This is a genomic window from Actinoplanes sp. NPDC023714, assembly GCF_040639855.1.
GTDB lineage: Bacteria > Actinomycetota > Actinomycetes > Mycobacteriales > Micromonosporaceae > Actinoplanes.
In genome coordinates, this window is the sequence record NZ_JBFAAR010000016.1 from 24,201 (window position 1) to 38,386 (window position 14,186).

The window sequence follows — 14,186 nt, forward strand, 5'->3', positions numbered from 1 at the left end:
TGGAACGGTGTCCGCTCAACCTCAAAGGAACCTCGGAGAGCCCTGTGCGCGGCCTGTGCCGTTAGGGTTTGCGCATGTCGTTGAAGTACAAGTCAGCGGCCGGTCGCTGGGTGCTGCTGGCCACCGTCCTCGGCTCGAGCCTCGCCTTCATCGACGCGACGGTCGTCAACATCGCGCTGCCGGCGATCGGCCGTGACCTCGGCGCCGACGCGGCCGGCCTGCAGTGGACGGTCAACGGCTACGCCCTCAGCCTCGCCGCGCTGATCCTGCTCGGCGGCTCGCTCAGCGACCGCTTCGGACGCCGCCGGCTCTTCCTGATCGGCGTCGGCTGGTTCGCCGCGGCGTCCCTGCTCTGCGGCTTCGCGCCGACCGTCGAACTGCTCATCGCGGCCCGGGTCCTGCAGGGCATCGGCGGCGCGCTGCTCACCCCGGGCGCGCTCGCCATCCTCGAAGCGTCGTTCGAACCCGGCGACCGGGCCCGGGCCATCGGCGCCTGGTCCGGCCTCGGCGGCATCGGCGGCGCGCTCGGCCCGTTCCTCGGCGGCTGGCTCGTGATGATCGGCAGCTGGCGCTACATCTTCCTGATCAACGTGCCGATCGCGGCGCTGGTCCTCTGGGTGACCGCCCGGCACGTGCCGGAGTCCCGCAACCCGCAGGCGGCCCGCTCCTTCGACGCGGCCGGGCTGCTGTCCGGCGCCGTCGGTCTCGGCGGCCTCACGTACGGCTTCACGGCCTGGCCCTCGCACGGCCCCGGCGACCCCGTCGTCCTGATCTCCCTGGCCGTCGGCGTGGCGGGCATGGCCGCCTTCGTGGCCGCCGAACGCCGCTCGGCCCACCCGATGCTCCCGCTCCAGGTGTTCCGCACCCCGGCCTTCACCGGCGCGAACCTGGTGACCTTCCTGGTCTACGCGGCGAACGGCGGCGTCTTCTTCCTGGTCGTGGTCAACCTCCAGGTGGTGGCCGGCTTCTCCCCGCTCGCGGCCGGCATCGCCCTGCTCCCCATCACGATCCTGATGCTGTTGCTCTCGGCCCGGGCCGGCGCGCTCGGCCAGCGCATCGGCCCCCGCATCCCGATGACCCTCGGCCCGATCGTCTGCGCGGCAGCGCTCGGATGGCTCTCCACGGTAGGAGCCGGCGCCTCCTACTGGACCGACGTCCTGCCCCCGGTGATCGTCTTCGGCCTGGGCCTGTCCCTGCTGGTGGCGCCGCTGACCGCGACGGCGCTGGGCTCCCTCGACGACTCCTACGCCGGCATCGCCTCCGGCGTGAACAACGCCGTGGCCCGAGCCGCCGGCCTCCTCGCCGTCGCGGTCCTGCCGCTGGCCGCGGGCCTCGGCTCCGGCAACCTGACCGACCCGGCGACCCTCTCCCCGGTCTACCGCAACGTCATGCTGATCTGCGCGGCGCTGATGACGGCCGGCGCGGTGCTGGCGTGGTTCCTGATCCCGGGCCGCCTGGAGAAGCCCGCCACGGACCCCAACTCCTTCTGCGACCCGTGCAGCCCTCCGATGCGCCCGGTCAGTGGGCGTCCGGCCGCTCATTCCAGCTGACCCACCCGCTGCCATGCTGGCTCGCGAGCCTGTCGAGCCATCCGGACCTGGGGCAGGCAGCCTGCCACACCTGACACTTCGAGTGACCGCCTGTCTCGGTACCGTCAGCAGGTGCTCGACTTCGACTCCTCGGTCCAGCCTCGAAGAATTTCCGAGTGGCTCTCCCTACTTGATGCTGTCTACCGGGCCGACCCGAGCGACGAGAAAACGTGGCTCGAATGGAAATCCCGTCTCGACCTGCGCTCCAAAGAGAACATGGCGACCATCGTCGCTAAGGCGATCATCGCTTTCGCGAATCGAAACCCTGATAGAGCAGCAGAGACTACCGGCGGAATCGGCGTCCTCATCATCGGCCTGGAGCCGGGCGCCGTCCACGGCGTAACCAAGGTCGACAATGCCGATCTTGACAAGTTGATCTCACCCTACGTCGGCGCCGAAGGTCCCATCTGGGAGCCGCACTGGACCGAGTACGCCGGAAAGCCGGTCCTCATCATTGAAGTCGCCGCTCCGCAGTGGGGCGATAGGATACACACTTTCCGCAAAGAGTTCGGGAACATCAGGAGCGGCACGGCCTACGTTCGCAAACTCGCCCGATCCGTTCCTGCAGCCGCCGACGATATTGACCGGCTCGCCGAAAGGTTCGCGGCCGGAATCCGCACACCACTGAACGTGACGGTCGGCGTTCGCTATCCCCAGCCCCTGAGCCGTTACCGCTGGATGCAGTCGGACTTGGACATGGTGCTCCACGAACGGCGTAAGGGACTACTGCGAGACCTTCCTGACACACGATTCCCCGAGGAACACGAGAGCAGCGTCAGAGACGGTCAGGTGAAGGCATTCATACGGCCACGAGCGATTACCTCAAGCCTCGGAGATGTCTTTTCTCAGCAGATCCCTGAGCACCGGACGCCGATCGAGTTCGAGAAGGAGGTCGAGGAGTATGCCAGAGCGATCGCCCAGCGTTGGCCCGCGATGATGCAAAAGCTGGCGGCTCGCTTCATCAGGCCGCCGAGGTTCGTGCTGACGAATCCCACCACGAAGAATTTTCACCAGGTACAGGTGGCGATCACACTGCCGGACGGCGTCGAGGCGGCTGAATACGAGCAAAACCCGCCAGGTTTCGACTTCGAGAAGTTGATGCCTGAACGGCCTCGCTCTTGGGGGCCTCGTCCGCTCCGAACCGACGACATGATTCTAGGTATGCAATTCGGTCAGATGGCCACTTTGTGGCGACCGCCACCGAGCATGCACTTCTCTGTCGAAGTACGACGTGATTCCGGCGTGATGCTCACGTTCCCGCCCGTGGACCTTCGCCCTCACGGTGAAGTCGTGCTGGCTGATGATTGGTGTGTCATCGCCTCGACCAGCCACGAGGACCCCGTTGTCGCAAGCTGGACCGCTACCGCGACGAACGCCGACGGCCCGCCGGCCACGGGAAGCTTCGTTGTGGACTTCACCGGGCCGCACGTCGACGTGATGGCAGAAGTGATGCGGCTGAGGGACGCATGACGAGCCACCCGGATATCAGAACCTCTGGGACCTCTCGTGGGTGGTCGCCGATCCGTTCGCGAAGGGTGGGCTGCCAGGAGTCCGCGGCGGCCACGACCAGCTGCCAGGCGAACCCCGCGATCGGCGGCGAGCTGATCGAGGAGCTGGATCTGCGGCAGGCGGCCCGCCACACCTGAGCGATCCTCCAAGGCACAACCCTCAAGAACGAACTCCGGGAACCGATGGCTGGAGCAACATCCGGACAGCCATGGAGGGCTCCCATGAGTGACATCCCGCCGCAGGAGTTCCCCGCCGGCTGGTACGCCGATCCCGGCAACGCCTCCGCCCAGCGGTGGTGGGATGGGCAGCGGTGGACCGACTTCGTCCAGCCTGTGGGCCCTCCCGCGGTCGCAGCCGCGGAGGCGACGCACGGCAGGCCGCCGGCGGCGGGCCCCCGGCATCGCGGACGGTCGAGCCTGGCCGGTGTCATCGCCGGGGCCGCGGCCGTGGTGGTGCTGCTGGGCGGCGGCGCTGCCGCGGCGGCGGTCAGTTCCTCGGCCGAGTCCGAGCTCTGCGGCATCATCAGCGGTGAGGAGTTGTTGCCCGGCGCCGGCGGGGACGACGCGGACCAACTGACTCGCATCGAGACGGCGGCCGGGCGAATCCGCACGCTCGCCGGGCGGCTCGTCTTCGACGCAGAGCTCAAGGACGCGGGCGTGGGCTTCGCCGATGCGCTGGAGAGCATGGCGACGTTTCTGCGTGCCGGTTATGAGGACACCGGAACTGTCGACGCCGTCATGGCCGCCCGCATGAACGAGATCGCGTTGGCCGGCCTGGAGAACCTGAGCCGGATGCAGCGGTCCTGCGGCCTGCCCGCCACGGGCCGGCTCGGTGCCGACCCGGGCGTCACCGCCGGCACGGCCGACGAGTCGGCGAAGTCCGACGTGCGGGGCGCCATCAGCGCGGTCGAGCAGTACTACACCGACATGGGCAACAGCTATCCGGCCACGGCGGTCGCCGCCGACAACAGCGACGGCGGCACCCCGCAGGTGACCCTCGGCGCCTCCGCGAAGACGATCACCCTGTCCGACAGCACGCGGCTGTACTACGTTCCCACCTCCTCCTACACCTACCGGATCTGCGCCACGAACGCCGGTGGCAGCGGCGCGTGGTACGAGTACGACTCCTCGGTCGGCGGCTCGGTCAAGGCCGTCAGCCCGCCCGCCGACCCGGCTCGCTGCGCCTGAGCTGACCGCAAGCGGTCGCTGAAGGGACTGCTCAGGAAGCGTCCACCTGGTATCCCTTGTAGATGGTTGTCGATCCGTTCGCGAAGGGTGGGCTGCAGGACGCCGAGGCCACGCTGAAGAAGCACGGCGTGGACGCCTACTTCCGGGCCGTCGAGGGGTGGACCGGCGACGGGTTCGCGATCCTCGACGGCCGCAAGGTGGTCCTGGCCGGGTCGAACGACTACCTCGGGCTCTCCCGCGACCCCCGGGTGATCGACGCGGCGGTGGAGGCGCTCGGGCGCTATGGGGCGTCGGTGAGCGGATCGCGGCCGCTGAACGGAACCGTCGACCTGCACGAACGCCTGGAGGAAAGGATGGCCGCCTTCCTCGGGCAGGAGGCGGCCGCCGTGACGACCACCGGCTATCAGGCGAACCTCGCGATCGCCGCCGCGCTGGGGCCGGCGGACGTGGCGTTCAGCGACGCCCGCAACCACGCCTCGCTGATCGACGGGCTGCGGCTCGGCGAGGGGACGATCCGGTCATACCGGCACGCCGACCTCCGTCATCTCCGGCGACGACTGGAGGCCGCGGCAGGAGACGAACGCGGGCTGCTCATCGTCACCGACGGGGTCTTCTCGATGGAGGGGGATGTCGCTCCCGTCGCGGGCCTGCGGGACCTCGCCGACGAGTTCGGGGCGAAGCTGGTCGTCGACAGCGCCCACGACCTGGGCGTGCTCGGCCCGCGCGGCGCGGGAATCGGCACCGGGGCCGACCTCATCACCGCCACCTTCTCGAAGGCGCTCGGCTCGACCGGCGGCGTGATCGCGGGACCTGAGGCCAACGTGCGACGGCTGCGCTACAACGCCCGGTCGCTCGTCTTCTCCGCCGGCCTGCCACCCGCCTCGGCCGCTGCCGCGCTGGCCGCCCTCGACATCCTCGAGGCCGAACCGCAGCGCCGGGAGCGGCTGCGCCGGCTGGCCCGCCTGCTGCACGACGGGCTGCGGGCGATCGGTCTGGACACCCGGCCGTCGACCACGCCGATCGTGCCGGTGCCGTTCCCGGACATGGCGGCGGCCGGCGCGTTCTGGGCCGGCCTCGAGCGGGCCGGTGTCGTGGTGAACCTCGTGGGCCCGCCGGCGACGCCCCGCGCGATGCTGCGGGTGACGCTCACGGCTGCCCACGACGAGGGTCACGCCGAGCGGGTGATCGGTGCTTTCGCCCGGGTGGCGGACCTGCTGGGAACGCCGAGGGCGCCGCGGCCGCTGCCGCCGGTGGAGCTCAGCTGAGCCGGCGCACCATGCGCAGGGCGCTGATGTGGTCGTCGGCGCGGGAGAGCGCCGCCCGCACCGTCTGCTGGGGCTCGAAGCCGCGGTACCGGTAGAACCCGATCCCGGCGCTGTCGCCGAGGAAGACCGAGACCCACATCTCGGTGCCGCCGGCCGCGCGGATCCGGTCGGTCACGTGGTTGAGCAGCAGGGTGCCGAAGCCGCGGTTGCGCGCCGCCGACTCCAGGTAGATCAGGGAGAGCTCGCCCGCGGTCGCGCTCGTCATGCCGCCACCGGCCGCGCCGACGACCCGGCCGTCCTCCTCGATCACCTGGTAGCCGAACCACTCCGGGTAGGACGCCTCGATGTCCTCGGCGACCCGGGACTCGTTGTAGAACTCGGTCACGCTGCGCTCGATGTATCCCTGGGGGAGCACGTTGCGGTAGGCGTCGCGGTAGGCCCGGGAGCAGACGCTCGCGATGCTGCTGGCGTCGGCCGGGACGGCTTGGCGGACAACGGCGGTCAACGATGTTCCTGGCACGCAGCCCACCCTAAAACGGTCCGGGCGCCGGAAGGGCACCCGGACCGTGATTAATTTTCTATGCCGTGGTGCAAATAGTGCCGTTCAGGGTGAACACGGACGGTAATACGTTGGGTCCGCTGTAGGAGCCGACGAACCCGACCGACGTGGACGCTCCGGGTGCCAGGCTCGCGTCGCTGGTGACCCGGACGGTGCGGCCCTCCTGGGTCCAGGTGGCGTTCCAGCCGCTGCTCAGGCTCTGCCAACCGGTCGGCCAGTCGAAGGTCAGCGTCCAGCTTCCGGTCGGGCGGGTGCCGGAGTTCACGATGTCGACCTGGCCGACATAGCCGTTGCCCCAATCGTTGGTGTCACGGAACGTCACGGTGCAGGACGACGAGGCGGGCGTGCCGGTCGTGAAGGTCAGCGGCGGCGACGGCGGGGATAGCCGCCCGGCGCCGTCCCGCGCCACCACGTTGATCGTGTAGCGGCGGCCCGGATCGAGGTTGCGCGCGGTCAGCGACGTGCCGGTGGTCTCGCCCCACAGCTCGCTCGCGCCGCCGTTCTGCCGGTACACCTCGTACTTCACCCCACTCGCCGTGGCCGGCCAGCTGATCGTCGCGGTGCGATCAGTAACGGTCACGGTGGGTTGCGCGGGTGCCTTCGGCGCCACGCCAGCGGTGGGTTGCGCCTTCAGGGTCAGGAGCGAGATTCCGTACGCCGGAAGCGTCTGTGCGGACGAGGTCCCCGCCGGGCCCGTCGCCACCGCGTCGTCACCGTTGCCGTACGCCGACACCACCGGCGTGCCGCTCGCCGGCGTGAAGCCGTGGTAGTTCAGCGACACCGTCTGGCTGTTGTCCGGGTCCTTGTTGATCAGCAGGACCGCGAGGTCGCCGTTGGCCCGGCGTACCGCGTGCGCGCTGACCAGCGGGTTGTTCGTGCCGGCGCCGACGAACCGGTCACCGGGCCGGGCGAGGTCCCCGACCAGCGAGAGCGCGTGGTACGGGGCGAACGGCGTGTTCAGCGGCGGCTGGCAGGCCGAGTTGTCGGCGTTGCAGTTGCCGCTGGACAGCAGGCCGTAGTCGCCGTAGTCGGTCTGGCCCTCGATCTCGGAGACCGTGCCGAGGCCGTTGTGCACGTTCCACCAGTGCACGGTGAAGACGCCCTGGGCGAGCAGTCCGCTGTAGACGTCGGCGAGGAAGAGCGCGCCGGGCTGAGTATTGCGCCCGGTATCGACGTTCGTCTCGGTCATGCTGATGCCGATGGAGCGCCCGGCGTACGAATGGATCTGGCTCTTGAGCAGTTGCACCGCGTCCTGGATCTGGGCGGGCTTGGTGAGCGCCTCGGCCGGCGTGCTGCCGCCGGGGTACCAGTGCACGTCCACGAAGTCGATCACCGATCCGGCGCGGGTGAGCACCTCCTGGTTCCAGCTGCCCTGGTCACCGGGACCGACGATGGCGTCCGGCCAGTTGCCCGGCATGGTCAGCACCGCGCCGATCTTGATGCTCGGGTCCACGGCCTTCATCGCCTCGGCGTAGGCCACGACGTTCTCGGCGTACTCCTTCGGGCTCTTGTCGGCGTGGTCGTCGGCCTCCCACGCGGAGCCGTAGTGACCGTTGCCGTAGTTCTCGTTGCCGATCGTCCAGTAGGTCGCGTCGTAGCCCTTGGTGATGTTGGCGTACCGGACCCACGCCGCCGCCTCCTCGGCGGTCCCGGTGCCGTAGTTGGCGATGATCATGGGCTCGGCGCCGGTGGCCTGCGCGCCCGCCATGAAGGTGTCGAAGTCGGTGTCCGGTGCGACGTAGCCGCCGGGCGCGGTGTGGTCCTCCCAGTGGTAGATGTCGGCGTAGGAGCCGCCGGGGTAGCGCAGCATCGTCACGCCGGCGTCGTTGAGCAGGCCGGACACGGCCGGGGTGCCGAGCTGGGAGTCCCAGATGGCGTGGTTGACGCCGACGGCGACGTCGCTGACGGTGGCCAGCCCGGCCCGGACGTCGATGTCGACGCGGGTGCTCGTCGCTGCGGCGGCGGCCTGGGCGCTCGATGGGGCGATGGCGGTTGCGGCGGCGAGCAGGACGGCGCTCGCGTACCGGTTCCAGGTTCTCAATGGAGTCTCCGTGGGGTGCGGAGGGATGGGAGCGCTCCCAATGGTCGGCCCTCGAAATGATGGATGTCAATGCAGGTGGTGGCGATGGTCCACACTGAGGCGCATGGTGATTGCCGCATACGTGGTGCTGCTGATCGGCGCCGTCGGCCTGATCGTCTATTCGATCGACACGCATCGGAAGAATCCGGTGAAGAAGCAGCTCAAGAAGCATCGCGCGGCGGCCAGGCGCTCGCGGCGGTCCGACTCGAGCGGTGGACATTCACATCACGGCTCGGATGACGGCGGCTCGTGGTGGAGCGGCTGGGGCGACGGTGGCGGCAGTGACGGTGGAGGCGGCGGCGATGGTGGCGGGGGCGGTGGAGGCGGCGACTGATCGGTGGCGCTCCAGGGCCTGATCCGCGAGGATCGGAGCATGCGAAGGCTCGCGGGGGTCCTGGCGTCGCTGGTGGCTTTCCTGATCGCGGTCGTCCTGATGCCCGGCGTCCCGGCCGCGGCCGCCGGGCTCCCGGCCGGGCTCAGCCACGTCGGCAACGCCAAGCAGCTCATCGTCGTCAGCGGTCGGAGCTGGAAGTCGACGTACGCGACGGTGCGCGCCTATCAGCGCGGCACCAACGGGAAGTGGACTCAGGTGTTCGGCTCGATGAGCGCCCGGATCGGGTACGGCGGCTGGGTGTGGGCGTCGAAGCGCGTGCAGGACACCGGGAAGACGCCGGCCGGGACGTTCACTATCACGCAGGCGTTCGGGGTGCGCGCCGATCCGGGCACGGCGCTGCCCTACCGCAAGGTGGACGGCAACGACTACTGGGCCGGCGACAACCGGGACGCGAAGACGTACAACCTCTTCCAGCCGTCGGCCTCGGCCAAGCGCACCTGGCGCGTCTCCCAGGCCGAACGGCTGGCGGCCTATCCGAAGCAGTACGCCCACGCCGCCGTCATCAACTTCAACAAGCCGTCCGGGGTGCGCTGGGACGCCAAGCGCAAGCAGTACGTGGCGTCCAAGCCGGCGAACACGAAGCGCGGCTCGGCCATCTTCCTGCACGCCAGCGGCAAGGGCTCGACGGCCGGCTGCGTGTCGGTGAGCAGGGCGAACATGGTCAGGCTGCTGAAGTGGCTCAAGCCGTCGAAGAAGCCCCGCATCGTGATGGCCCCTTCCTCGGACCTCAAGCGGGCTTAATCGTCGAGATCGTCGCCGAGCAGGGCGCGCAGCCTGGTCAGTGCCCGCGCGGTGCGCATCTTCACGACCGACTCCGACACCCCGAGGATCATCGCGACGGTCTCGATGCTGTGATCCTCGGCGTGCCGTAGCACCAGCACCGCCTGATCCTCGACGCTGAGCCGGGCCAGCGCCTCGACGAGCGCCAGCCGCAGTTCCGGCGAGCCGTCCGCGCGCCCCGCATGATCCGGCAGCTCGGCCACGACCACCTCGGAGGCGCTCCGCCGTCTCCGCTGGTCAAAGATCAAATTCATGAGGACCTTGCGACTGTACGCCTCCAGATTCGTCCCGGTACGCAGGCGAGGCCAGGCCGCGTACATCTTGGCGAAGGTCTGCTGGGCCAGGTCCTGAGCCAGGTGCCAGTCCCGGCACATCAGGTAGGCGCTGCGCCGCAGCCGGGTGCCGGCCGCCTCGACGAACGCCGTGAACTCGGCATCCCGGGCCGCCTTGGCGCGCCGGCGGCCGGCACCCCAGCCTCCCTTGCCGGTGTCACCCTTGCCGGCGTCGCCGGCGGGCCGGTACTGCGTCACGGTCTCGGTCACAGAACCCCTCCGACCGGCGCGCCGGCCGGGCAGACCCGCCCGACGACCTGCGCGACGCCGGGCTTCTCCGCATACTCCCGGCTGAACCCGGCGAACGCGTCCCGGTCGTTCAGCCTCAACCGGTACGACACGGGCAGCGACTCCGGCCGCACCGCCGCCACGAAGTCCGGGCTGTCCGCCCACAGCGCCACGAACCGTTCGTACGCATCTCCCCGGCTCTCGAAGACCAGCGCCCCGACCCGCGAGTCCCCCTCCAGTTCGCGACCCACCTCGGCCAGCTCCCGATCGGTGGGTTCGGACAGATAGATGACCGCATCGGTGGCCCCGTCCGCAACCGGATCCGGCGAACACTCCGGCGCCGGCGGTCGCATGGCCGCGGCCACCAGGTCCGTCGGCTTCGCGCCGCCCCCGCCGTCCCGCACGGTCGTATTCGCAAAGCCGACAGCCATCGCCACAGCCACCACCGCGGCAGCCGACCCCGCGACCCCCATCCGCCGCCGCTGCCGGATCCGCCCACCCTCCACCATGGCGACCCGAGCCATCTCCCCCGGATCAGCGCCGGGATCAGCACTCACCGCCACCTCGAAGCGCCTACACAGGTCCGGTTCCACAGCAGTTCTCCTCAATGTCCGCGGGTCTCTGCTTGATAGGACTGGCTGGACCACCGTTCAGGTCACACCCTCGCGAGCCGTGTTTCCGGCGCGATACCTTCCCGCGGCCCCTCTCGTACACCCGTGTGGCAGGGCGCCGGGAGGTTGTCCTTCAACCAAGCCGACGTGGGCGGCGGTCCCATTGAGCGACCGGGACCCGCTGACCGACGCCCCGTACCGCCCGAGCGCCTCCACCGCCGCATCGATCACCCGGGAGCCGCGCGAGAGCCCCGAGGTAGTCGTTCGGCAGCCGCGAACATCATCGGTGAGTTCAACAGGCTTGCGGATGCTCTGTCGCGGCACGACGTCGAAGCGACGAACCGGCTCAGGGAAGCCATGGTGAATACGGCTTGCACCGTCGACGCGGCGGCAGCCGTCGCCGGCGAGGGGGTTAGACAGGAGCTTCGGGCGTTCGCCGCCCTGATCCGGCGTGTACACGAGCGAACGCACGACGGGTCGTTCCCGGTCGTGAAGACGAATGTCGACTCCATCGCCCTTGTGTTCCGATCCTGCGACTTCGCGCCCCTTCCCTGGATTGTTGATCCGGCTCAGGCGGAGCTATTGCCGCCAGCCTGATCGGTGATGGTGGCGTCAGGTGTGGCGGGCCGCCTGCCGCAGGTCCAGGTCCTCGATCAGTTCGCGAGCGACCTCCTCGCTGATCACCCGGTCGCGGACGGCCGTGCCGACGGCGGCGCGCTGCGCGTCGAAGGAGGCGTCAACAGCGTCGACGCCGTCGAGGGAGGCGTCCGGTTCCCGGCGGGCGGCTTCGACCAGGGCGTGGCCCCGGGCGCGCATCGCCCGGTATTCGGCGCGCTCGGTGGTCAGGTCGAATTTCAGGCGGCGGGCCAGCCAGCCGATCGTGGTGCCCTGGATCAGCAGCGTGCCGAGGGTGACGATCAGGGCGATGGCCTGGATGGCGTCGCGGCCGGGGAAGGGGGCTCCGGAGGCGGTGTGCTCGGGGATGCCGGCCGCGGCGGCGAGGGTGAGGATGCCGCGCATACCGGTCCAGCCGACGAGGGTGGTCTCCTTCCAGGACGGGGGAGGAGGCCGGCGTGCGGAGCGGAAAGAGGCGGCGCGGCGCTGGATCCGGTCGTAGCGCAACCGCCATCGGCCGAAGAGAACGAAGACGGCGACGAGGCGGACGACGATCGCTGCGATTAGCAGCACGAAGGCCGCGACAAGGGTGCGGGCCGAGTTGGGTGAGGAGATCACCCATTTGAGCTGCAGGCCGATGTACGCGAACACGAACGTCTCCAGCAGGAAGTCGAGCGTCTTCCACACCTGCTCCTCCTGGAGGCGCGTGCGGTATCCGCCCGGGTACTGGAAGTTCGGATCGAGGGTCAGGTTGATCGTCACGGCGAAGGCGGCCGCGACGACGGCGAGGATGCCGGAGGCGTGCAGCTCCTCGGCGATCAGGAAGGCGGTGAACGGCAGCAGCAGGACCAGCGACGTCTCGAGCGTCGGGTTGCCGAGCCGGCGCCGGATCAGCAGCGTGATCGTGGAGAGCCCGCCGCCGATGGCGATCCCGATCAGCGCGTTGCGGAAGAACGCCGCGACGCCGCCGCCCCAGGTGGCGTGCTCGCCGTTGACCGCCGCGATCGCGATGGTGAACAGTGTCAGGGCCGTCGCGTCGTTGACCAGGCTCTCCCCGGTGAGGATCGAGGTGGCCCGTTTCGGCAGGCCCATCTCGTCGCCGTGCGAGACCGTCGTGATCGTGTCCGGGGGCGCGAGGACGGTGCCGAGCACGAACGCCGCGGCGACCCCGATCGACGGCAGCAGCAGCGAGGAGAGCCAGCCGAGCACCGCGGCCGTGAGCACCACGGTGACCACGCCGAGGTAGATGATCGCCTTGAGGTTGGCGCGGAAGGCGGTGACCGGCGCGTTCCGGGTCGCCGAGTAGAGCAGCGGCGGGATCACCAGGGCGAGGATGAGCTCGCTCTCCAGTTCCAGCCGCGGCACGCCCGGGATGAACGACGCCGCCGCCGCGAGCACCACGATCACCCAGCCGGGTTCGATCCGGTGCCGCCGGGCCACAGCGGTGACCGCGATGCCCACGCCGACGATGAGTAGGAGCTGAACGCCGTTCACCGATTTATCCTAAATGTCGAATTTGACTCCTTGGGCGAGTGGTAGCGACCCGGAGAAGTTGATCGTGTTGGTGGCCCGCCGCATGTAGGCCCGCCACGCGTCGGAACCGGACTCGCGCCCGCCGCCGGTCTCCTTCTCCCCGCCGAACGCGCCGCCGATCTCCGCGCCCGAGGTGCCGATGTTGACGTTGGCGATGCCGCAGTCCGAGCCCTCCGGCCCGAGGAACCGCTCGGCCTCGGCGAGATCACCGGTGAAGACGCTCGACGACAGGCCCTGCGGCACGTCGTTGTTCATGGCGACGGCCTGCTCGAACGTGGAGTAGGGGAGCACGTACAGGATCGGCGCGAACGTCTCCTGCCGGACGATGTCGGTCTGCTCGCTCATCCGTACGATCGCGGGCTCGACATAGAACGCACCCGGCGCCTCCTCCGCCAGGCGGCGATTGCCGCCTGCGACGATCCGCCCACCCTGCTGCCGCGCCGCCTGCAGGGCGTCCTGCATCGATTTGTACGAGGAATCCGAGATCAGTGGGCCGACGAGCGTGCCGGCCTCCAGGGGTGAGCCGATGGCGAGAGTGCGATAGGCCGCGGAGATCCGCTCCACCAGCGGGTCGATCACGGATTCGTGCGCGATGACCCGCCGCAGCGTGGTGCAGCGCTGCCCCGCCGTGCCGGCCGCCGCGAACACGATCCCGCGGGTGGTGAGCTCGAGGTCGGCCGTCGGTGTCACGATCGCCGCGTTGTTGCCGCCGAGCTCCAGCAGCGAGCGGCCGAACCGGTCCGCCACCCGGGGCCCGACCGCCCGTCCCATCCGGGTCGATCCGGTGGCGCTGAGCAGCGCGATCCCGGGATGGTCCACGAGCGCCTCACCGAGGTCGGCGCCGCCGATCAGCACCTGGCTGAGCCCGTCCGGAGCGCCGGTCTCGGCGATCGCGCGGTCCAGCAGCGCGGCCGAGGCGAGCGCGCTGAGCGGGGCGGCCTCGGACGGCTTCCACACCACTGGGTCGCCGCAGACCAGCGCGATCGCGGTGTTCCACGACCAGACCGCCACCGGGAAGTTGAACGCGCTGATCACCCCGACCACGCCGAGCGGGTGCCAGGTCTCCATGAGCCGGTGGCCGGGACGTTCCGAGCTGATCGTGCGCCCGTAGAGCTGCCGGGACAGCCCCACCGCGAACTCGCAGATGTCGATCATCTCCTGCACCTCGCCGGCGGCCTCCGAGGTGATCTTGCCGACCTCCAGGCCGACGAGCGTTCCGAGATCCTCCTTGTGCTCGCGCAGCAGTTCGCCGAAGCGCCGCACCAGGGCTCCGCGCACCGGCGCCGGCACGGTCCGCCACACCCGGAAGGCGTCATTCGCGCGATTCACCGCCTGCTCGGCGTCGCTTCGCGAGTGCATGCGTACGGAGAAGAGCGGCTCCCCGTTGATCGGTGAGGTGACCGGGCGGTCTCCGGCGACCGCGTCCAGGTCGACGCCGCACTGCTCGGCGGCGTCCCGGGCGCGGCGGCGCAGATCCTCGGCGGATGGCAGGCTGGTCACGGCG

General features: G+C 69.9%; 13 protein-coding genes. 7 read left to right on the forward strand and 6 right to left on the reverse strand.

The features are described from left to right. The first annotated feature begins 74 nt into the window (after positions 1-74). The 4 genes from AB0G10_RS41075 to AB0G10_RS41090 all read left to right on the forward strand — a co-directional run bounded on the left by AB0G10_RS41075 (position 75) and on the right by AB0G10_RS41090 (position 5,550). Entirely contained in the window at positions 75-1,550 is a 1,476-nt protein-coding gene (locus tag AB0G10_RS41075) for a DHA2 family efflux MFS transporter permease subunit (RefSeq protein WP_360935246.1), read from the forward strand. 111 nt (positions 1,551-1,661) lie between these two features. Next, positions 1,662-3,059, forward strand: a complete 1,398-nt coding sequence (locus AB0G10_RS41080) for an ATP-binding protein (protein ID WP_360935249.1) — start codon at positions 1,662-1,664, stop codon at positions 3,057-3,059. Between the two features lie 260 nt (positions 3,060-3,319). Next, on the forward strand, positions 3,320-4,285 hold the full coding sequence (locus AB0G10_RS41085; RefSeq protein ID WP_360935252.1) for a DUF2510 domain-containing protein: 966 nt from the start codon (positions 3,320-3,322) through the stop codon (positions 4,283-4,285). A 62-nt stretch (positions 4,286-4,347) separates the two neighbouring features. Continuing rightward, positions 4,348-5,550, forward strand: a complete 1,203-nt coding sequence (locus AB0G10_RS41090) for a pyridoxal phosphate-dependent aminotransferase family protein (protein WP_360935254.1) — start codon at positions 4,348-4,350, stop codon at positions 5,548-5,550. On the opposite strand, the gene AB0G10_RS41095 is transcribed toward AB0G10_RS41090, so the two are convergent. After that, positions 5,543-6,055, reverse strand: a complete 513-nt coding sequence (locus tag AB0G10_RS41095) for a GNAT family N-acetyltransferase (protein WP_360935257.1) — start codon at positions 6,053-6,055, stop codon at positions 5,543-5,545. The genes AB0G10_RS41090 and AB0G10_RS41095 overlap by 8 nt on opposite strands. A 73-nt stretch (positions 6,056-6,128) precedes the next feature. Beyond that, positions 6,129-8,096 carry a cellulose binding domain-containing protein gene (locus AB0G10_RS41100; protein WP_360935531.1) on the reverse strand — a complete coding sequence of 656 codons (1,968 nt, stop codon included), beginning with the start codon at positions 8,094-8,096 and terminating at the stop codon, positions 6,129-6,131. A gap of 157 nt (positions 8,097-8,253) precedes the next feature. On the opposite strand from AB0G10_RS41100, the gene AB0G10_RS41105 reads away from it, so the two are divergent. Both AB0G10_RS41105 and AB0G10_RS41110 read left to right on the forward strand, forming a co-directional pair. Then, positions 8,254-8,523, forward strand: coding sequence for a hypothetical protein (locus AB0G10_RS41105; RefSeq protein ID WP_360935260.1), 270 nt, complete (start codon positions 8,254-8,256; stop codon positions 8,521-8,523). Positions 8,524-8,562: 39 nt separating this feature from the next. Beyond that, positions 8,563-9,324 carry a L,D-transpeptidase family protein gene (locus AB0G10_RS41110; RefSeq protein ID WP_360935263.1) on the forward strand — a complete coding sequence of 254 codons (762 nt, stop codon included), beginning with the start codon at positions 8,563-8,565 and terminating at the stop codon, positions 9,322-9,324. On the opposite strand, the gene AB0G10_RS41115 is transcribed toward AB0G10_RS41110, so the two are convergent. Both AB0G10_RS41115 and AB0G10_RS41120 read right to left on the reverse strand, forming a co-directional pair. Next, complete coding sequence (locus AB0G10_RS41115) at positions 9,321-9,905, reverse strand: SigE family RNA polymerase sigma factor (protein WP_360935266.1); 585 nt, start codon at positions 9,903-9,905, stop codon at positions 9,321-9,323. The two genes, AB0G10_RS41110 and AB0G10_RS41115, sit on opposite strands and share 4 nt — an antisense overlap. Next, complete coding sequence (locus AB0G10_RS41120; RefSeq protein WP_360935269.1) at positions 9,902-10,480, reverse strand: permease-like cell division protein FtsX; 579 nt, start codon at positions 10,478-10,480, stop codon at positions 9,902-9,904. Before AB0G10_RS41120 ends, AB0G10_RS41115 begins: the two co-directional genes overlap by 4 nt. Positions 10,481-10,639: 159 nt before the next feature. Here AB0G10_RS41120 and AB0G10_RS41125 point away from each other — a divergent pair, with 159 nt between their 5' ends. Continuing rightward, complete coding sequence (locus tag AB0G10_RS41125; RefSeq protein ID WP_360935272.1) at positions 10,640-11,131, forward strand: hypothetical protein; 492 nt, start codon at positions 10,640-10,642, stop codon at positions 11,129-11,131. Between the two features lie 15 nt (positions 11,132-11,146). Here AB0G10_RS41125 and AB0G10_RS41130 read toward each other — a convergent pair whose 3' ends face one another. Both AB0G10_RS41130 and AB0G10_RS41135 read right to left on the reverse strand, forming a co-directional pair. Continuing rightward, on the reverse strand, positions 11,147-12,643 hold the full coding sequence (locus AB0G10_RS41130) for a sodium:proton antiporter (protein ID WP_360935274.1): 1,497 nt from the start codon (positions 12,641-12,643) through the stop codon (positions 11,147-11,149). A gap of 9 nt (positions 12,644-12,652) precedes the next feature. Further along, the gene (locus tag AB0G10_RS41135; RefSeq protein ID WP_360935277.1) at positions 12,653-14,182 is read right to left on the reverse strand and encodes an aldehyde dehydrogenase family protein; all 1,530 of its coding nucleotides are present in this window, start codon (positions 14,180-14,182) and stop codon (positions 12,653-12,655) included. Positions 14,183-14,186 lie beyond the last annotated feature (4 nt).